The following is an 18,870-nucleotide window of genomic DNA, read 5'->3' as shown; positions in this document are numbered from 1 at the left end:
GCTAAAAAAAGAGTCCTCAGTAGAGAACTCTGTCTATGTACAAGATAACCAAGCCAACTCTATTGATGTATATTTACACTTTAAATGTTGAAACTAAACTTTGTAGTGATTCTGCCTGTCGCGACATATCTTCACCGGCCTGAACTGTTTCTTTTGCTCCAACTGATGTCTGCTGAGCAACGATACTAATTTGGTGTACATTCTGGCTAATATCTTTTGTAACCGCTGCTTGCTCTTCTGATGCAACAGCAATTTGGCTCACCATATCTTGAAGTCTTTGTACTGAGCTTGCTATATGAGTAAGGGACTCACCGGAAACATTAGCTTGTTTCATAGTATCTTGCGCTTTTTCTTGGCTTTGCTGCATAACAGATACTGCTTCATTTGAGCTTATTTGCAACGCATCAATAATACTATTTATACTCGATATAGACTCTTGTGTCTTAGACGCTAGAGAACGTACTTCATCAGCAACAACCGCAAAACCTCTTCCTTGATCACCAGCACGGGCGGCTTCTATAGCAGCGTTCAATGCAAGTAAGTTAGTTTGCTCTGCGATACCTCCAATTACCTCAGAGATAGAGCTGATGGATTGGCTTTTTTCTTGTACAGAAGAAATAACTTTCGATGCTTGATTAATGCCTTCAGAAAGAAGCGCTATTGTTGAAATAGTTTTTTGAACGTTTTCTTGCCCTTTAAGAGTAATGTCTCCAGATTCTTCCGTTAAGAGTGCACAATTAGCTGCATTCTCAGCTACTTCACTTACCGTTGCAGTCATTTCTTCAACGGCAGTGGCTACTAATTCGGTTTGCTCATACTGGGCTTGAACATTGCTGTTTGTTTGCTCTGCAATTGATGCCGTTTCTGTGGAGGTACTTGCTAAAGATTGAGAAAGGGTATGAATATCATTTACTAACCCTTTTAATTTTGCATTCATGTTAATCATAGATAGATACAAACCGTGAGCTTGATGACTAGCGTCAAAGCTTGTGGTGAGATCACCACTAGCAATGCAGTCAGCTAACAGAGCCATATCTTGGGGTTCGCCACCTAAAGGCTTAGTCACAGAGCGGCTAATGGTATAAGCCAATGCACAGCCAAGTAGAGCGGTTAACAGCAAACTAAATAAGAGTACAGAATAAAGTGCATCAACCGCGCTGCTTAACTTTACTTGGTCAGCCGTAAGTAACTGCTTCTGCGACTGGCTCATATCTACTAGTATTTGTTTAATTTCCTTGGCTTTAGGAGCGGCTTTCGTTCCTAACCAGGCATTTGCCTTATTCCACTCCGAACTGCCGCGAGATGCAAACATCTCATCAACGTACGGGCGAAACTCGCCACGATGTTTTTTATACTCATCCCAATGCTTTTTTTGGTTAAATGCAAACAGAGCTTGGCTCTCTTGCAGCTTTTTAAATTGAGCCTCGTTCTTAGTCCAAAGCGATAAAAAAGCTGATTTGAATTTTTCATCACCAGAGAGTAAATAAGCACGAATATTTGCAAGGCCCAGAGCAAAAGATGCACGGCTATCAGCGAGTGTTTTGAGCAACCGCTTACGTTCGTAGTTTGCAGAATTTTCCATCTCATTTTCAATGAGTGCAGTTAAAGCACCGACTGTTTTAGTTGCTCTAGGCGCTGCATTTGTGAGTAAAGTATCAAATGATGGGATATTATCGCGGGTATGAGCAATATTCTCTATTTCTTGCTGAGAAACCCTAAACTCCCCTACCAGCTGCTTCATCCTATCAAGCTTGGTAATGTTTTCGGGCACGGTCCATTGTTGGGAAAACGTATTTAACTCTGCCAGAGCTGTATCTAGCTTACGCCACCCTAAAGCACGCTCATTTTTAAATATTTCAGCTTTAGCAGGGTTTTCACCTAAAATAAGGTACCCTCTCAAACCGGACAATGTCTGGCTAATAGCACCTGACAAACGCTCACCAGCCTCGACAGTTGGGTAGCGAACATCAAGTAATAATTTTTGCTTATGTAGAGTTTTTTCTAATTGGTTATAAACTAATAAAGAGCTTAAAACGGATATGGCTATTAGCAGCCCAAAGCCAAAAAAAAGCTTGGTTTTTATCGTCATTTTAGAAAATACAGACATCCGTGTTACTCCATGAAGCTTTAAAAAGTTTTAAGCTAACATTTGTATACTATATTTATATTCAGTTCAGTTTGGGACATATTCCCTCTAAGTCAAATATCAAATATCAAACACCAACAGCTCTCTTGCAACTACTTTATTTATTAACATACTAATCATTTAGTTGAAATTTAAGCTCTGAAACTGCTGTATTAACCATTGACCGGCCTTGCCCAGGGTACGGTTTTCTGCCCACACCAGATCAATACCTTGAAGAATATCCACTTGTTGATAGACCAGATCCAACACGACTAACTCTCCTAACTTCAGTTTTTCATCTACTACCGCTTCATGCAGAAAAGCCCAGCCTATATTGGCAATTAACAGCTCTAAAATAACAAACGGGCTCTCTGACAACCAAACTTGTGGACTGACCGTATAACGCTCATGTGTTTGATTATTGGGATCTAAACTACGCCCAACAATTTGCCTATGCTGCATAAGGTCAGCACGCGTCACCTGCTTCTTTTGTGCTAACGGGAAACCCGGAGACGAGACAGGAATCACGCGTGAGTGCCCTACACCGCAAAAACTGAAACCCTGAGGGTAATACTCTTGCTCTATCATTAAACCAATATCAGCTCGATTACTGCGTACCAACTCAGCCACATCTCCACTGCCAGGATCAAGCAGCTCCAATGTAATGTATGGAAAAACCTTTGAAAAATGCTCTAATACTGTTATCAAAGCAGGTGATGCGACACTTTGCTCAATAGCAATACACAGTGACGTTTCATTGCTACTGCTCAAAGAAGCCGCATGAGCGTTAAACTCATGATGACTATGCAAAACGGTTTGTGCCGATTTAAGTAATACTTGGCCAGCGTCTGTTAATCCCGGGCTGCGGCTACTTCTATCGAAAAGCTCGACGTTCGCATCAATTTCAAGATTGTTAATAGCAGTACTCACTGCAGACTGAACTTTGCCTAACTGACGTGCCGCAGCAGAAAATGACCCAGTTTCTGCTGCGATCACAAAACACGTCAACTGCTCAATGCTCGCCATTCTGTTCACACTCCTTTAGATACACGCTAAAAACCACCCAGTAGCAGACAACAACCCATCTGAATAATAGATAGATACTAACTACAATGTATCAATATTATCTTTAGTATAGCAATGAGTTAAAACATAAACAGAGTAAAAGTTAGGGAGCACTATTTCATTGAGTATTTCAGAAGCACAGTCAGAAAATATCATTACTCGTAGTGGCTTAGACAGGCTACGTTATACCCTGTTGTTTGAAATTATTTTAATCATAAGCTCAACAGCCGTTATTGCCTTCATTTTAAAACGCGACCTAATGGAGATAACTTTCTTAGCGCTAATTCTTAGCACTATCGCCATGGCTATCAATTATTTCTATAACTATGCCTATGACTATTTTGATGTATCTCAAGGACGGATACCAACAGAGCGCTCGGTAAAACACCGAGTTTTTCATGCGGTAGGGTTTGAGCTTTTCCTGCTCTTTTTTACTCTGCCTATCATCATGTGGTGGTTAGAGCTCAGCTTTATCAATGCTCTGCTTTTAGATATTGGCATGATGGCAGCCGTCGTAGTTTATACTTTTTTGTTTGGGCTCGGTTACGACCGTGCATTCCCAATCAGACAGCCAGAACAACTCATAATAAGTGGACCTTGAAAAATAGGCTATTAAAACAACACTTCTCTGTAGCCCTTATATAGCGGGCTATAGCCGAGATGTGCATACGTAATGCATAGACTTATCCACAGCTTGCGTGCATAACTATTTTCGTATTCCTCTCTTGCTATTTTTAACTGCGTGACAATATGCCACATTCCTAGCTATGTAAAACCTCATTAGTATGCCCACCAAAAAGTGATCCACTTAATTTGTGAGGGTAGAAATTTTGAACACTCAGCAATTCATCGCCATGATGATGCTCATTCCTCCTGTCAGTTTATCCGCAGGAGAACGACTGCCCACACCAGATACAGAATATTTATCAATAGGTACCATTTCAGTCATTGGCGGTGTCGCAGACCAACAAGCCACCATCGGTGGTACATCACTGAAGCAGTCCCCTTTAAACGCTCATGTAGTTACACACGAAGAAGTAGAACGGATAAAGTTTGTTGATCCAGACGAGTTTTTGGACCGTATCCCCGGTGAAACACAAGTACGCAACTTACGCATACCTAACGGAGGTAAAGGTTACACTATCCCCATGCTCGATGGCCTGCCACTAGAGAGCCCTTATGAGGGCGCGACTCAAAGATTAGATCGTGTAAACACATCAGATATTGAGCGTATTGAAGTCATCAAAGGCCCCTCGTCTGCCCTATACGGTAACAATGCCTTTGGCGGTGTAATTAACGTAATAAGCAAAGAACCACCGGTCGAACCCGAAGTAAAAATATGGGCAGAAAGCGGTAGTTTTTCAAGAAACCGCTTAGGCATCAGCACGGGAGGGCGAGTAGATAAACTCGGATATTTTGTAGATGCAAACGTCAGAAGAACAGATGGGCAGCGCGAGGGGGCAAAAAATGATCGTGACCAAGCCAGTCTAAAACTGCTTTATGATGTAGATGATTCACTCCGCTTGACCTTAAGGGCTGAGCATTTAACGGAAGATACCATTGTTCGTGGAGATTTAACCCGTGAAGAGCTTGAAGATAACCCAGGCCAAGCAGGAGGGTTAAATTCTGATACAGATTACACTCAAGATTACGTGTCCCTTAAAGCTGAACAAGACTTTGAAGATGGCTCCTTAGATGCCTCTATCGTATGGCGAGAAAAATCTACCATAGGACTATCTCGTTACAGTGGTCCCAAAGATGAAGATGATTCTGCCATTAGCTCTAAAGTTATATACCGTCATAACTTTGCACAAAATAATGCCATTATCGGCTTTGAAAGCTACAAAGGTGAGCAGTTCACCAAAGCTTATGGCCGTACCGATACATTATTGACAGGGCCCTATACGACTTTCGAAAATGACTTAACACTGTATGCATGGTTCGCCCAATATCAAGCTTACCTCACCGATAACTTAATACTTACTACTGGCTTACGTTATGAAGATGTGGCTCTTCAATCCAGTCTATATGAGGATGATGCTAATTTTTCTGACCTTTCGCCTAAATTTGGCCTGACTTACGATTTGCCTGCAGGAAAAATGTTGTGGTTAAACATTTCCAAAGGTTTTTATGCTCCTGATTTAAAAAGCCTGTTTAACATTGAGTCTGGTAACCCTGATCTGCAACCAGAAGATGCCACAAATATGGAAATCGGTTTGCGCGGTAGCAGCGGCGACTTTACCTATGATTTTGCGGTATACCACACTGAAATAAAAAACTATTTAGTGACGCAAACCTTCGGTGAAGAAGATAGCGAATACTTACGAACAACCAATGCAGGGAAAGTTACCGTTAAAGGCATAGAGTCTGTCATTGAGTACGCTCCTTATAGAACCAATTGGAGAGTGGGATTTACACATACATATGCACTCAATACATACGATAGTTTCCTAAGCTCAAAAGGTGATTTTTCTGGGAATGACATGAACCGCTCACCCAAACATCACGTTAATGCGCGGCTTGCATGGCAACCGATTGGGCAGTTAGTAGTTGAATTAGAAGGAGATTTTTATAGTTCTTATTTTAGCGATGATGCCAACACCCCTGCGGGAAGATTCAAGCGAGACGAGCGCTTTAATATCAGAATGACTTACGACAAAGAAAACTGGTCTTTTTGGGCAAACGCGCTAAATCTCACTGATACTCGAGAAGACAGAGCGACTTATAGTCGCGGTAAATTAAAATTTCGTACTGCAGATGGGCGAGCCTTGTACGCCGGCGCTTCCTATAAATTTTAAGCGGACAATATCTCGTATTAGTCTAGTCATCTGAGAGTACTCATTATGTTTAAACAAAAAGATTTAAATCGATGGTTCTGGCGTTGGCATATTATTGCTGGGCTCATCACCCTCCCGATAGTCCTACTGCTCTGCATTACAGGGATACTCTACCTGTTCAAGGATGACTACAATAGTTGGGCATATCAACAGGTTGGCACCGCTGTGCCAACCGCTAACCAACGCCAAAACGGTTATATCAGCTTTGATAAGCTACTCGCCGCGGCGAGCCAGCATGCGGGCCGTCCTATTATGCAAATAAGCCTGCCCTCTTCAGAAAAAGAAGCGGCTAGCTTTCGAATCGAAACGAAAGGACACGTAAGAGAATTAGTCTACATTAACCCTTACACTGCGGCGGTCTCAGGGGAGTTCAATCAACATGACAGTCTAATGTATAGCGTTCGAAAGTTGCATGGCGAACTCCTATTACATACACCAGGCACCTTGGTAGTGGAGCTGGTAGCCAGCTGGTTCATCATTTTGCTAATAACCGGCATCTACATATGGTGGCCAATAAAGAAATGGTCAATAGCAGGCATGTTTACCATCCGTACAAAAAAGGGACAACGTATATTCTGGCGAGACATTCACTCTGTTGGCGGGTTCTGGTTGTCTATCTTTATGTTAATCATCATCGCAGGTGCAATGCCATGGACAAATATATTTGGTGGTAGCCTAAAACTGGTTCAAGCAGTCACGGATACGGGCTACCCTGAAACATGGCACAAGGCACCAACGCTACTATCCACCGAGAAAGACAACACACTTTCATTAGAAGAAATCATTACTATTGCACAAAGCCAAAGTCTTGTTGGTAAATTAACCTTATCACTGCCCAATGAAGCAACGGGAACCTATAGACTTGCCAACCACAGCTTTTGGTTACGCGACCAGCAGGTTATGTATCTTGATAGGTTTTCAGGTGAAGTGTTAAAGCACCATACTTGGGATGATGTAGGCATTCTTATGGATTTACGCCAGATAACCATGCGGCTTCATCAAGGAGAATACGGCCGGGCCAGTTGGTATGGTGTCCTCATCGTTAGCTTATTGTTTACACTCAGCACCATGGCAGGGCTAATCAGCTACCTCAAGAGAAAGCCAAACAAGAGCTGGGGATTTCCCACTGTCCCTGCACAATTTAAGGTTGGTAAGGCTCTATTGGGCATGATTTTGACACTAGCAATACTGTTCCCTGTTTTTGGTATCAGCATGCTAGTCATTATAGTTGTTAGCCAACTAACACCATTACTTAAACCAAGACAAAAGGTAAATGGGGCCCGTTTGCAGCAATAAAAAACAAGCAGCAACGCTTAATAACAATATACGAGTGAAATAGAGTGCTACTCCTGCATATGGGAAGTTCTCAGTATCAATTATCCGATAGATACTCTATTACGGCCTTCATATTTTGCTCGGTATAGCGCTTCATCAGCTCGTTTTAACGCCTGCTCATAATCAGTATCACAAGCACCTATCGTAGTAACACCTAAGCTAGCAGTCAGTGTGATTTTCTTACCGGCATAGAAAAAATCTATATTCTCAATATCATGACGCACCCTTTCGGCTAAAAGCTTTGCTTCCTCTTGGTCTGTATCTGGAAACACCAAAAGAAACTCCTCACCACCATAGCGCCCAATCGTGTCATTGTCTCTGATAGTGACTTCCATAATGCGTGCTAACTCTTGGAGCGCCGAATCACCGACAGGGTGTCCATAACTATCATTAATAGATTTAAAGTGATCAACGTCAACCATAATCAGGCTAACAGGATTACCCTCATCTATTGTACTAAGCCCTTGATTGCGAGAAACCTCTCGCTTAACTGACTCAACTATAGCCCCCCTATTTTTTAATCCCGTTAATGCATCTTCTGTCGCCATTTTATGTAGCTCATGCTGAGCCAAATTCAACTCCTTTACAGCCACCCTTATTATTATCAGGCTCAAACTAAAAACGATGACTAAAACGATTGTGAGCGTGGTTAAGGATTTAACTATACCTTCTTGGCTTTTATAATTACTCGAGCTTACATCCTGATAAACTTCAAAGCTGCCAACAATATTACCTAGACTGTTAACAATCGGGATATAGGTTTCTACCACATCCACATCAAATTTTTTCTCACCTAAGAGGTCTGTAACCTCTTCTGTTGTCTTTCGATTCGAGCTGACGCCCCCCGCTAGAGCTATCTGTAAGCTAGGGTTATCGGGGTCACTTTTACCAATAATAGAGTGGTCTGTGCTGTATATAATCGTAGCGTCCTCAGTAAATACTTTAATTTTTATGATATCAAAGGGAGCCAAGGCTTTTTGCATTGTGACATCAAGTTTCTTAAAGCCATCTGGGGGAATTCTGAGGTGCTCTATATTCTGGTCATCAACAGAAATTAACTGGTGCTTTTCAAATGAAACGATAGCTTCCCCCACACTGATGGCATCATATTCGGCATCTTCAATAACATGTTGGCTATAAAGGAGAGAAACAGCGTAACCAACAACCACAATAATTAGCACTGATGAGATGAGAGCAGTCTTTAACAAAAGCTTCAAAAGTTTATTCGAAGCTTTCTGGCCGGTGGAGTGTTCGAACATACCTTAACGACTTCCTTACATGACTCATAAAACGGGTAGATATCAAAGCCACCTTCACAACACTATAGGACATTTACAAAAACAAATAATACTTAAATTGTATTTTTGTAGCTATTTAGCGTCATATATTCTAAAAACTAAAAATAAACCTTAACCAAATCGACACTCTATCTAGTATTCTTTTGTGCCCTTACTCCTCTTTTTTTTCAGCTAAATATCTATTTAATAGGCAAAATATGGCTTCAAGGCTATTGAGTACCACTCTCTTTCAGCCAACTTATGAAATATTAGTAACTTGATATAGTTAATAGATGTAAAGGCGGCAATGGCGGATGATCGAAAGAGAACTACAATGAAACTAATATGACTACAGTCTCATAATCCCTGTAAAGGAAACTTTAGTCATGTTTTGTTATAGCGAGGCAGCTTTGTAAATGATCATAACATCTCAAGCAAAAACAGAGAGTCTTAGCGAAGCCTTTGATAAGCTGTCGTTACGGGAGTCTTTAAATAGCAATCTAGAGTCGATTCTAGAAATCGTAAAAAACCGATATTCAGATATCGGCCGCATCTCGGTAGCTATGTATGATGAGCATAATGATAGCCTGAAGTCTTACCTTAGCAGCGCTGGAATCAATGAGCCTCTTTCTCACTTGGAAATCTCTCTGGATAACTTCCAAGAGATACATTGCCTAAAAAAAACTTCGTCTTCTCGGATTATCAGGGACTTTGAATCTGAGCCAGAAAACGCTATAGCGAACAAACTGATAAAAGAAGGTTACTTAAGCAGCTATATAGTCCCAATTTTTGATAACAAGAAATTTCTGGGTATTATTTCCTTCTCCTCCTTTAATAAAAGCCGGTTTGCTCACTACCGCACTCGAGCCCAAATAGATCTTGCAGCTAAATTGGTAGCTTTCCTCACTATTAACGAGCTGTATGCTATCCAAGGTTTACAAGGCACGGCGAAAACACTTAAGGATGTTGCAGCTCTAAGAGATAATGAAACCGGAGAGCATTTAGAGCGCATGAGTCGTTACAGCAGGCACATTGCCAGACATTTGGCACAGTCGCACGGCTTGGATGATGAGTTTATAGAAGACCTGTACCTCTGCGCGCCCTTACATGATATTGGTAAAATTGCCATTCCAGACAAGATTCTCTTAAAACCAGGCGCGTTAACAGATGACGAATTCTCTGAGATGCAAAAGCACACTATCTACGGAAAAGAAATAATCGATAAAGCGCTGATAAATCTTCAAATTGCAGGCAAGCCTTTTAGCAAACTTCTTTCCAATATTGTGTTTTTTCATCACGAAAATTGGGATGGAACTGGATACCCGAGTAAGCTAGTAGGAAAAGATATTCCGCTAGAGGCGAGGATTATCAGGGTAGCTGATGTATATGATGCCCTGACCAGTGAACGACCTTATAAAAAGGCATGGAGCCAATCTGAAGCATTGGATTACCTTCAGGTTGAAAGCGGCAAATTATTTGATTCACACTGCGTTGATGCCGCTGCAGCGTGTGCCGGCGTATTCAAAAAAATCAAAGCAGAATTTTCTGATAAACCCTATGAGTAGCAGGTGCTGGGAACTCTTCCCTATGCAGTAAAAATGTTTTCATGATACCTAGAAAAAGGTTAACAATGGCGAATGACGGAAAGAGAACTACAATGTAGTTTATGAACTTACGATCTAATAGACATCATGTGAAAGACGCTTTAGCCATAGTGACTTAGCACTTAAAGCCTAGAAGCTTTGACATAGGGAATGGACCAACCCCACTATTAGTTACTCTTCAGCTAGGATGACCTAGTCAATGATTATTACAACTCATGCGAAAACAGAGAGCCTTAACGAAGCTTTTGAAAAACTATCTTTACGAGAGTCTTTGAATAGCAATTTAGAGTCAATTTTAGAGATTGTAAAAAGCCGATACTCGGATATAGGTCGTATTTCCGTGGCTATGTATGACCAGCATTCAGATATCTTGAAGTCTTACTTAAGCAGCTCAGGAATCAATGAGCCTCTTTCTCATTTAGAAATACCTCTGAATAGCTTTAAAGAAATTCACTCCCTAAAAACGTCCCCCTCTTTGCGGATCATCAGAGATTTTGAAGACGAACCAGAAAACACTGTCGCCCAAAAACTAATTAACGAAGGATTTTTGAGCAGCTACATTGTCCCTTTTTCGAACAGAAGCAGTTTTTGGGCATTATCTCTTTCTCTTCCTCCAAGAAAAACAGGTTTATTCATTACCGGACCCAAGCTCAAATAGATGTTGCTGCCAAGCTCGTCACTTTACTAATTTTCAGCGAACTTTATGCTATCCAAGGTTTACAAGGAACAGCAAAAACCCTCAAAGATGTTGCTGCCCTGCAAGACAATGAAACGGGAGAGCACCTTGAGCGCATGAGCCGCTACAGTAGACACATAGCCAGATACCTTGCCATATCGCACTATTTGGATGATGAGTTTATAGAAGATCTGTTCCTGTGCGCACCGCTGCATGATATCGGTAAAATAGCTATTCCCGATAAAATTCTCTTAAAGCCCGGACGCTTAACAAATGCTGAGTTTTCTGAGATGAAGAAACACACCACCTACGGAAAAAACATCATAGAGAAAGCTCTAGCAAATCTTCAGATTGAAGGAAAATCTTTTAGTCAGATTCTTTATAATATTGTTTTTTACCATCATGAAAACTGGGATGGATCAGGCTATCCAGGCCAGCTAGCGGGAAAGAATATTCCATTAGAAGCCAGAATTATCAGAGTAGCAGATGTATATGATGCCCTGACCAGTGAACGACCTTATAAAAAAGCATGGAGCCGATCTGAAGCACTAGAATACCTCCAAGCTGAAAGCGGCGCGCTATTTGACCCTCAGTGTGTTGAAGCTGCGGTTGCCTGTGCTGACCTGTTCAAAACAATCAAAACAGAGTTTTCTGATAAATGAAGAGCAATATATTAGCTTAAGACTTTTTATCAGAGCTCAACAGGGCATTAAGAATAAATGCAGCAAAAGCATACCAGCCTCTGCTACATGCATGATTAAACCTTTGTGTTTATCGTTCTAGATACCCGACATCGGGATGTAGTTATCCAAGGACTTAATACGCTCAAACCATGTCAAAATAGCCGTATAAGAAGAGAGGTCTATTCCACCTTCATGTGCTAATGCAACGTACGGAAAAACAGCAATATCAGCAATGGTTGGGCGCCCTAGGGCTAACCAATTATGTTGAGAAAGATGACTCTCTAATAAAGGCAAAATACCCTCATTCACTGCCAACGCTTGAGGCTTATTAAGTGGAGCAGAGAATTTGTCGACTAAACGCGCAGCACCCGGCCCATTTTGGACTTCATTGGCGGCCGTAGACAACCACTGCATTACCTCGCCCTGTTGAGCAGCACCTTCTGGCCACCAGGCATGACCACCGTACTGTCGAGCTAAGTAAACAAGAATGGCCTGTGAGTCACGCAACACAACGTCACCATCAACCAATACAGGAACTTGCCCCCACGGATTAAGATCAATGACCGGAGAACGCTTATGCGCTCCATCTAAAAAGTCGACCGCTTCAAGCTCAAGGTCTATTTGCAATAACGAGGCAAACAAACGAATTTTATAACAGTTACCAGAAGGTTCTAAATCGTAAAGTTTCATGCCTAATTGTCCTTTTTATAATATGAAAGTTATTAGTTTGAAATAGCTTGAGTCAATTGATTAAATTCGAGCACATTACCGTCTGGATCACGAAAGAAGAGTGCTACCCGACGAGAGCCAATGGGATGAACATCTTCCGTAATAGTAATACCCTCTTCCAAGAGCCAATCCCGCAGCCGATATAGGTCATCCACTACAAATGCTAGGTGCGTCACGCCAGGGTATTTAATGGGCATATCAAGCAATGCATTACGAGATTGAGGTTGCTTGGCTGCATTAAAGATTAGGTTAATCCTTATTCCATCACCCGCTACCATCTCATTGGCCTCATATGCGGCAAAGTAAGCAGTCTCTACAAACCCGAGCCGTGCATAAAACGCCGTAGCTTGTTGCCGGTCACTGACGCGAATACCTATATGATCAAATGCGCGAATCATCTCAGGCATTGGCGACACAGGTTGGATGCTTTTCATCATTTACTCCTGATAGAAAGAGACAACAGTATCTTTTATTCATCAGTTGCAATAAATACTCATATACTGATAAGTTCTTTGCATAAAATGCACAAATGAGCCGACCATGGATAAACTCAAAGCGATGGCGACCTTTGTAGAGATCGTCGATAGAGGAAGCCTTTCTGCGGCTGCTGAAGCAATTAATCGCTCTCCAGCCTCTGTTGTCAGGGCACTCGCAGATTTAGAAAACCACTTAAGTGTGCGTTTACTTAACCGCAGCACTCGACGTATCTCCCTCACTGATGAAGGACGAGATTATCTACTGCGCTGTCGGCGTATTCTGGCTGATATCAACGACGCAGAATTTTTACTGGATGCCCGCCGCGGGGCACCCGAGGGTAAGTTATCCATCACAGCCCCCATGATGTTTGGTCGTTTGCATATTGTCCCTTTACTGAACCGTTACCTGATCGAGCACCCGGGCCTGCGCGTTGAGCTCACCTTGATTGACCGTATTGTTGATATTATTGATGAGGGTTTTGATCTTGCCATACGTATAGGGCATCTTGCAGATTCATCTCTTATCTCTATGCCTTTAGGGCTCAACCGCCATATCATTTGCGCCAGCCCCTCCTTAGTAAAAACAATGGGAAAACCAAGCACGCCTGAGGAATTACGCCATTGGCCTCTCGTTGTTTTTAATCCGCAAAGTAGCCAATGGACGTTTAATAACAACCAGACACTCAACACCTATGACATGAATACCGTTATGTCTTCCAACCAAGTCGATAGCACCCTCGCCTCCGCTATCAGTGGCTTAGGAGCGACACGCTTACTCCACTACCAAGTAGATGAAGCATTAAGCAAAGGCCAACTAGTCCGCCTGCTCCCTGAATATGAAAAAACATCCATTCCTATACAGTTTGTTTACCCTCATAACCGCTTACTTTCGATCAGAGTGAGAGCTTTTTTAGACTGGGCAGCGCCCCAATTAAGAGATGTTTTAGGTAGATAAAGTTATTCGAGCCTTTTAATAACGCGGATGTGCACAGTAAGATGACCTTATGGCGATATAAAAATAACGGCCAGAGGTATTTATTTCCCTCTATTAGTGTAAACCTCTCGATTTATACCGGCTAACCCCTTAGATTGTCTGCTTCTTTATATTCTTGGTGTAGCAATAAAGCGAATGATTTCTCAACATAAGCATATGCTACTGGCGATGATCCTACTGGGGATGTGCTTAATTCCCATAGGCGACTCTGCCGGAAAACTGCTCACAGAAATGGATGTCTCTCCGGTATTTGTTGCTTGGAGCCGGCTGTTAGTGGGATTTTTATTTATTCTTCCCTTTAGTGGCTTAGTGCGCACCGAGATAAAGCATCTCTTTGACTGGCGTATGTTGCTACGTGCCGCATTATTTACCAGCGCAATATTTTGTATGATATCAGCACTTAAAACTGAGCCTATCGCCAACGTCTTTGGTATCTTTTTTATCGGGCCCATTGTTGCCTATTTTTTAGCCGCCGCCGTGCTTAAAGAGCAGATAACATTACTGCGCTCGCTACTACTCTTTATTGGCTTTGGTGGTGTTGTGCTTGTTGTAAAACCAGGTATTGGTATAACCACAGGTATGCTATTCGCTCTCGTTGCGGGTGTTTGTTATGGCTGCATGTTGGTGGCTAACCGCTGGCTGGCTGGCTTCTTTAGGCCACGCTTGATTTTACTATCAACATTATTGGCAGGAAGCATCGCATTAACACCCGCCGGTATTGAATCTATCCCGCAAACAATCGACAGTCGTATTATTTGGCTAGTGTTGGTCTCTTCTATTGCCTCGGCCTTGGGTAACCTAATTATTATTGAAGCTAACCGCCGTTTAGATGCCAATATTGTAGCGCCGTTCGTATATTCCCAGCTGGTCGCCGCCGCTATTTTAGGCGTCTTCCTCTTTAATGAATGGCCAGATGCTTACAGCCTCATAGGCTTGGCAATCATTTTCACATCTGGCATCTTGTCGTTTGTGCTTTCAAATAGAAAAACAAAAATAACACTGAAATAAACAAACTATAAAGGGGTTGTTATGGAAACGCGGAAATTGGATTTTTACTTCGACTACCTGTCTCCGTATGCCTATTTTAGCTGGCGTTGGGTACAACCGCTATGTGAAAAATATGGCCTCACGTTAAATGCGCACCCCGTTGTATTTGGAAAGCTACTAGATCACTGGGGGCAACTTGGGCCTGCAGAAGTACCGCCTAAAAAAACTGCGCTCTATAAATACTGCTACCGCTACGCACAGCTCAATGGCTTTGATTTTGATCCGCCCCGCAACCACCCATACAACCCATTACCGGCATTACGCTTATCACTGCCCAGCGTTGCAGGAGATGCCCAGCACCAGGTTATTAGCGCTATCTTTGAAGCAGGATGGTCTCGCGGAATAGACCTAGCCTCTGAAGCCGACCTTGCCAAGGTACTGGATGCACTCGGTTTAAACAGCATAGGAATGCTCAGTGAAATTAAAACAGACGATGTAAAAACCCAACTCCAGCAAGAAACCACACAAGCGATTGCACGAGGTGTTTTTGGAGTACCCACCTTCATTGTGGACAACGAGCTTTTCTGGGGTAATGATCAGCAAGAACATTTAGAAATCTACCTACAAGGCAACGACCCTCTCAACCCAGCAAAGGTTGAAGAGATGTTGGCTAGGCATCGCGGTATAGATCGCAAAACTTTTGTATTACGCCAACAAGAAAAGTAATAATAATTGAAATAATCTGATCGCTTCCGCCACTATGCCCTTCATTTTTTTGCATAGACACTAGAGAAGTGTTAATGCTGTGCACTCTTTTTAATAGTAAATGGGGAAGGAAGAAATGCGGTCAACGAGGTGAAAACCAAACTGACCGCTGGATTTTACAACATGTAGTAATCGATCAGTGAGTCTGAACCAACAACCTGAGTGGTATCAAAATCTAACTCCTGCGCAGCATTCGTAGAATCGACTAACGCTAGTTTATCAAACAGCTTAAGGTGTTTATCGATTGAACTTGAATCCATCCCGTTGAAAGAAAAATTATCAATAGTGACACCGTAAGCATTAACGGCAGCAACAAGATGGCTGTACGTATAACTTTCACCATTGAGAGAAAAGCTTTCGATACGATTTTCAGGGTTTTTCCAGTCAGGCAACAACAGTGCCAAGCTGCTATCAAAGAGTATTAAATCGTTTCCTCCATTGATTAGTTCTGCGTCCAGTTCGGAAAAAGAAGTGGACATATTGATATGATCGTTACTTCCGGACGAATCTAATATCAAGTATTGGCCACTACTTCCTAATGTATAAGTATCATTTCCACTACCACCTAGCAGTACCGTACTTGTAGAGTTATTAGCAACCAGTTGGTCATTTCCTTCCATGCCGATAGCCACCGCTAAAGAAGGCAACGATCCTGCTCCCGATAAAATTTGATCAGCTTCTGACGTTCCTAAAGTAAAGTTCAAATTAAAAATGCCGCCAGAGGGTAATACCGTTGTTGTAGAACTACCTCCTGCATCCAATGCAGAACCATTAAGCCCTTGAGCATCGAAAAAACCTACAACCTCTTCCTTCGTCACTCCACCATAGATTTCCGCCAGCATTGCAGCAGTCACTCCAAACTGAAGGGAAGTTTCATATATAACGTTAGGCGCAGCTATATTGGATAAAATAAAATCTTTAGCTTGCTCAAGGGTGACACCGTACTGCGCTAGGTGCTCAGCTGTAGACATTTCATTAATCTCCTAAATTTCATATGGCCGTTAAGGTGAGTATCAATGGATCAATTTAAGCAACCTATAGATGATACCGAAGCACTTATATTATATATGAGTAAACCTAGTGACATTATAAGATTAAGATTTTGAATACAATCAAACAATTCACCTAGTTTAACTAGGTATAAATCTATATGTCTTTATTCAACACCGTAAAGAAAAGTCGTGATAGAGGCCCTTCTATGCCTTTATCCCTTAAGAGTACTGATGCTCACGACAAATCAGCTGAACATCATTTGGCGTGAGCAGTTCTTGAGTCAGGCCGCACAAGTACTCACCAGACGCTTGCTTAGTATTATGGATACAGCTAGAGCATTGGCCGAAAGGTTTAAAATCATTAGCGCTCTGTAGTTGATACAGCAAGGTGTGTAACGATGAGTTGATCATGGCAACCTCATCAGTATTCATATGATCACTGGCTGTTTTTAGAATAGGGGAAGGCAACATATGTTGTGTTATTGACCTCCCCGCTTCGGTTATTTTTAGATGCGTAACACGCTTATCTTTTTCATCTGTGAGCTTTTCGATCAATGCTTTTTTCTCAAGCACTTTAAGTGTTTGCGATACCGTACCTTTGGTTTGTCCCAAGAAATCAGTTACTGCCATCGGCGTATCTGAATAGCGATTACAGTTCGCGATGTATTGTAATGCTTCAAACTGTACAGGCTGCAAACCATGCTCTAGGAGCATTCCTCTGCTTTCACTTCGCAGTAAACTCGCCAGCCTTTCCAGTAATTGTTGATTAATCAATTTATTCATAAGCAAATAGTATCGAATCAACACCTTGTTGACAAGTGAATAAAATCACCTCATTATAATATAGTTTCGACTCAATACTAAAAAAGGTTATTAACCATGAAGATTCAAAATTTTCTCACCGCCTCCACACTAACAACAGCCACAATGGCTACAGCGACGCTAACTGCAGCAATGCTCGCCAGCTCAGCAAGCCTTGCCGAATCCCACAATCACGGCATACATTCAAAGCCAAACACATCTCAAAATATTGAATCCACCTTTGACATTATTCACACCAAAATTACTACGCAAAACAATATCGCCACATTTCATATGGCAGTCGCCTCACAAGCAGGTACCAGTAAACCCAGTGCGAGCGGCAAGTTAGCGGGGAGTTCGGTTTACTCATACGTATGGCCCACCAGCCTTGATAGCGCGACAGTAGGATTTGAAAGTAACGCAGGTATTTTGGCACTGGCGGTAACAGCACACCCCGATTTTGACGATACGCCACTCTACGATGAAAACTCAGACAATAACCCAGGTAATGATGGCGATATTTGGCACAGCCACTGGGTGGTACTACAACCCAATGAGCAGTGCGGTAAAGGAGCACTCGGCGTTGTTGATATCCCCGAAGGCACTACACCAAAATTACCTAAAACTTGGCCCGGACTTCCTATCTTGCTAGACAGCCCCGGTTGGGATCCTGTATTTATTGGTGATACTGTAGAAGTTAACGTCGCTTTTGATGACATTACAGTTTTTGAGAAAACCTCATTTGATGGCGTCACAGCAGGCTTACGTGTTAACCAAAGTGTACACGCTCCTCTGTTATGTGTGGTTAATGTCATGGATGTTGCTTCTGGCGATTTAAGCCTTCCAGGCAAAGCAAACCAATAAACAGCAAACGTAGCGACAAGGATGTTTCTTTCTTCGATGCATAAAGAAAAGGAGTGACAACATGAAGAGCATCATCACCTACGGACAAGCTCCCGAGTTAGAAGCAGTCACGTGGCTTAATACGGAAAAACCTCTCTCCTTATCCGATTTAAGAGGAAAGGTTGTCGTCATCCACGCTTTTCAAATGTTATGTCCGGCTTGTGTAGTGCATGGCATTCCGCAAGCAAGTGCCATACATGAGTTATATTCACATGACGATGTACAACTCATTGGCCTACATACTGTTTTTGAGCACCACAAAGTGATGACCGTAGAAGCACTCGAAGTTTTTGCATCTGAGTATCGACTCACATTCCCAATAGCGGTGGATGCCCCATCAAGCACAGGGCCTATCCCTCATACGATGACCGCCTACCATATGCAAGGCACTCCTACGCTTATAGTAATCGATCAACAGGGGCAAATAAGGCTCAATCACTTTGGCCGTTTAAGCGATATGCAGGTAGGAGATTTTATCGGACAGATTGTTGCTGAAGTATAAGTTCCGTAACTATCAAACTACACTGGCCCTATGATTGTGGACCCATCAAAGAAACGCACTTCAGTATAACTAAAGTGCGCTGATCTAATGGCAATGAAAGATGCCAGTATAATTAAGGA

At 42.2% G+C, this 18,870-nt stretch carries 18 protein-coding genes; 11 read left to right on the top strand and 7 right to left on the bottom strand.

Features of this window, described 5'->3' with window-relative positions; translation table 11 throughout:
* Window positions 1-73 precede the first annotated feature (73 nt).
* Together QZZ55_RS05875 and QZZ55_RS05870 are read right to left on the bottom strand one after the other, a co-directional pair.
* Window positions 74-2,107, bottom strand: coding sequence for a methyl-accepting chemotaxis protein (locus QZZ55_RS05875; protein ID WP_293266296.1), 2,034 nt, complete (start codon window positions 2,105-2,107; stop codon window positions 74-76).
* A 159-nt stretch (window positions 2,108-2,266) separates the two neighbouring features.
* A complete protein-coding gene (locus tag QZZ55_RS05870) occupies window positions 2,267-3,151 on the bottom strand; it encodes a LysR family transcriptional regulator (RefSeq protein ID WP_293266294.1) in 885 nt (294 codons plus the stop codon).
* A 160-nt stretch (window positions 3,152-3,311) separates the two neighbouring features.
* On the opposite strand from QZZ55_RS05870, the gene QZZ55_RS05865 reads away from it, so the two are divergent.
* From QZZ55_RS05865 to QZZ55_RS05855, 3 genes are all read left to right on the top strand, one after another.
* Window positions 3,312-3,791, top strand: coding sequence for a PACE efflux transporter (locus tag QZZ55_RS05865; RefSeq protein WP_293266292.1), 480 nt, complete (start codon window positions 3,312-3,314; stop codon window positions 3,789-3,791).
* Between the two features lie 229 nt (window positions 3,792-4,020).
* Window positions 4,021-5,988: a TonB-dependent receptor gene (locus QZZ55_RS05860; protein WP_293266290.1), complete on the top strand. Its 1,968-nt coding sequence runs from the start codon at window positions 4,021-4,023 to the stop codon at window positions 5,986-5,988.
* 45 nt (window positions 5,989-6,033) lie between these two features.
* The gene (locus tag QZZ55_RS05855; RefSeq protein ID WP_293266288.1) at window positions 6,034-7,323 is read left to right on the top strand and encodes a PepSY domain-containing protein; all 1,290 of its coding nucleotides are present in this window, start codon (window positions 6,034-6,036) and stop codon (window positions 7,321-7,323) included.
* An 80-nt stretch (window positions 7,324-7,403) separates the two neighbouring features.
* Here the strand turns inward: QZZ55_RS05855 and QZZ55_RS05850 are convergent, their stop codons facing one another.
* Window positions 7,404-8,621, bottom strand: a complete 1,218-nt coding sequence (locus QZZ55_RS05850; protein WP_293266286.1) for a GGDEF domain-containing protein — start codon at window positions 8,619-8,621, stop codon at window positions 7,404-7,406.
* A 434-nt stretch (window positions 8,622-9,055) separates the two neighbouring features.
* Here QZZ55_RS05850 and QZZ55_RS05845 point away from each other — a divergent pair, with 434 nt between their 5' ends.
* From QZZ55_RS05845 to QZZ55_RS05835, 3 genes are all read left to right on the top strand, one after another.
* The gene (locus QZZ55_RS05845) at window positions 9,056-10,204 is read left to right on the top strand and encodes an HD domain-containing phosphohydrolase (RefSeq protein WP_293266285.1); all 1,149 of its coding nucleotides are present in this window, start codon (window positions 9,056-9,058) and stop codon (window positions 10,202-10,204) included.
* Between the two features lie 238 nt (window positions 10,205-10,442).
* The gene (locus QZZ55_RS05840; RefSeq protein ID WP_293266283.1) at window positions 10,443-10,901 is read left to right on the top strand and encodes a hypothetical protein; all 459 of its coding nucleotides are present in this window, start codon (window positions 10,443-10,445) and stop codon (window positions 10,899-10,901) included.
* Window positions 10,832-11,581: an HD domain-containing phosphohydrolase gene (locus QZZ55_RS05835; protein ID WP_293266281.1), complete on the top strand. Its 750-nt coding sequence runs from the start codon at window positions 10,832-10,834 to the stop codon at window positions 11,579-11,581. Before QZZ55_RS05840 ends, QZZ55_RS05835 begins: the two co-directional genes overlap by 70 nt.
* A 117-nt stretch (window positions 11,582-11,698) precedes the next feature.
* On the opposite strand, the gene QZZ55_RS05830 is transcribed toward QZZ55_RS05835, so the two are convergent.
* Window positions 11,699-12,292, bottom strand: a complete 594-nt coding sequence (locus tag QZZ55_RS05830) for a glutathione S-transferase family protein (RefSeq protein ID WP_293266279.1) — start codon at window positions 12,290-12,292, stop codon at window positions 11,699-11,701.
* 32 nt (window positions 12,293-12,324) lie between these two features.
* Window positions 12,325-12,768, bottom strand: a complete 444-nt coding sequence (locus QZZ55_RS05825; RefSeq protein WP_293266277.1) for a VOC family protein — start codon at window positions 12,766-12,768, stop codon at window positions 12,325-12,327.
* A gap of 103 nt (window positions 12,769-12,871) precedes the next feature.
* Between QZZ55_RS05825 and QZZ55_RS05820 the strand changes: the two genes are divergently transcribed.
* From QZZ55_RS05820 to QZZ55_RS05810, 3 genes are all read left to right on the top strand, one after another.
* The gene (locus tag QZZ55_RS05820; RefSeq protein ID WP_293266275.1) at window positions 12,872-13,762 is read left to right on the top strand and encodes a LysR family transcriptional regulator; all 891 of its coding nucleotides are present in this window, start codon (window positions 12,872-12,874) and stop codon (window positions 13,760-13,762) included.
* 174 nt (window positions 13,763-13,936) lie between these two features.
* Complete coding sequence (locus QZZ55_RS05815; protein WP_293266273.1) at window positions 13,937-14,809, top strand: DMT family transporter; 873 nt, start codon at window positions 13,937-13,939, stop codon at window positions 14,807-14,809.
* 21 nt (window positions 14,810-14,830) lie between these two features.
* Window positions 14,831-15,514: a 2-hydroxychromene-2-carboxylate isomerase gene (locus QZZ55_RS05810; RefSeq protein WP_293266271.1), complete on the top strand. Its 684-nt coding sequence runs from the start codon at window positions 14,831-14,833 to the stop codon at window positions 15,512-15,514.
* Between the two features lie 155 nt (window positions 15,515-15,669).
* On the opposite strand, the gene QZZ55_RS05805 is transcribed toward QZZ55_RS05810, so the two are convergent.
* Both QZZ55_RS05805 and QZZ55_RS05800 read right to left on the bottom strand, forming a co-directional pair.
* Window positions 15,670-16,524: a hypothetical protein gene (locus QZZ55_RS05805; protein ID WP_293266269.1), complete on the bottom strand. Its 855-nt coding sequence runs from the start codon at window positions 16,522-16,524 to the stop codon at window positions 15,670-15,672.
* A 240-nt stretch (window positions 16,525-16,764) separates the two neighbouring features.
* Window positions 16,765-17,328 (bottom strand): MarR family winged helix-turn-helix transcriptional regulator, encoded by a 564-nt coding sequence (locus tag QZZ55_RS05800; RefSeq protein WP_293266267.1) that lies wholly within the window; start codon window positions 17,326-17,328, stop codon window positions 16,765-16,767.
* 96 nt (window positions 17,329-17,424) lie between these two features.
* Between QZZ55_RS05800 and QZZ55_RS05795 the strand changes: the two genes are divergently transcribed.
* Both QZZ55_RS05795 and QZZ55_RS05790 read left to right on the top strand, forming a co-directional pair.
* A complete protein-coding gene (locus QZZ55_RS05795) occupies window positions 17,425-18,210 on the top strand; it encodes a hypothetical protein (RefSeq protein ID WP_293266265.1) in 786 nt (261 codons plus the stop codon).
* A gap of 61 nt (window positions 18,211-18,271) precedes the next feature.
* Window positions 18,272-18,751: a redoxin domain-containing protein gene (locus tag QZZ55_RS05790; RefSeq protein ID WP_293266263.1), complete on the top strand. Its 480-nt coding sequence runs from the start codon at window positions 18,272-18,274 to the stop codon at window positions 18,749-18,751.
* Window positions 18,752-18,870: the final 119 nt, after the last annotated feature.

This window comes from Neptunomonas sp., assembly GCF_016744175.1.
Classification (GTDB): Bacteria; Pseudomonadota; Gammaproteobacteria; order Pseudomonadales; family Balneatricaceae; genus Neptunomonas.
Note: the sequence above shows the minus strand (reverse complement) of the source record. Positions and strands in the feature narration are given on the sequence as shown.

What these genes read in the sequence shown, in the direction of transcription:
- QZZ55_RS05875 (WP_293266296.1), bottom strand. Translation starts at nt 2,107, where the DNA reads ATGTCTGTATTTTCTAAAATGACGATAAAAACCAAGCTTTTTTTTGGC.
- QZZ55_RS05870 (WP_293266294.1), bottom strand. Translation starts at nt 3,151, where the DNA reads ATGGCGAGCATTGAGCAGTTGACGTGTTTTGTGATCGCAGCAGAAACT.
- QZZ55_RS05855 (WP_293266288.1), top strand. Translation starts at nt 6,034, where the DNA reads ATGTTTAAACAAAAAGATTTAAATCGATGGTTCTGGCGTTGGCATATT.
- QZZ55_RS05850 (WP_293266286.1), bottom strand. Translation starts at nt 8,621, where the DNA reads ATGTTCGAACACTCCACCGGCCAGAAAGCTTCGAATAAACTTTTGAAG.
- QZZ55_RS05845 (WP_293266285.1), top strand. Translation starts at nt 9,056, where the DNA reads ATGATCATAACATCTCAAGCAAAAACAGAGAGTCTTAGCGAAGCCTTT.
- QZZ55_RS05840 (WP_293266283.1), top strand. Translation starts at nt 10,443, where the DNA reads ATGATTATTACAACTCATGCGAAAACAGAGAGCCTTAACGAAGCTTTT.
- QZZ55_RS05830 (WP_293266279.1), bottom strand. Translation starts at nt 12,292, where the DNA reads ATGAAACTTTACGATTTAGAACCTTCTGGTAACTGTTATAAAATTCGT.
- QZZ55_RS05825 (WP_293266277.1), bottom strand. Translation starts at nt 12,768, where the DNA reads ATGATGAAAAGCATCCAACCTGTGTCGCCAATGCCTGAGATGATTCGC.
- QZZ55_RS05820 (WP_293266275.1), top strand. Translation starts at nt 12,872, where the DNA reads ATGGATAAACTCAAAGCGATGGCGACCTTTGTAGAGATCGTCGATAGA.
- QZZ55_RS05815 (WP_293266273.1), top strand. Translation starts at nt 13,937, where the DNA reads ATGATTTCTCAACATAAGCATATGCTACTGGCGATGATCCTACTGGGG.
- QZZ55_RS05810 (WP_293266271.1), top strand. Translation starts at nt 14,831, where the DNA reads ATGGAAACGCGGAAATTGGATTTTTACTTCGACTACCTGTCTCCGTAT.
- QZZ55_RS05805 (WP_293266269.1), bottom strand. Translation starts at nt 16,524, where the DNA reads ATGTCTACAGCTGAGCACCTAGCGCAGTACGGTGTCACCCTTGAGCAA.
- QZZ55_RS05800 (WP_293266267.1), bottom strand. Translation starts at nt 17,328, where the DNA reads ATGAATAAATTGATTAATCAACAATTACTGGAAAGGCTGGCGAGTTTA.
- QZZ55_RS05795 (WP_293266265.1), top strand. Translation starts at nt 17,425, where the DNA reads ATGAAGATTCAAAATTTTCTCACCGCCTCCACACTAACAACAGCCACA.
- QZZ55_RS05790 (WP_293266263.1), top strand. Translation starts at nt 18,272, where the DNA reads ATGAAGAGCATCATCACCTACGGACAAGCTCCCGAGTTAGAAGCAGTC.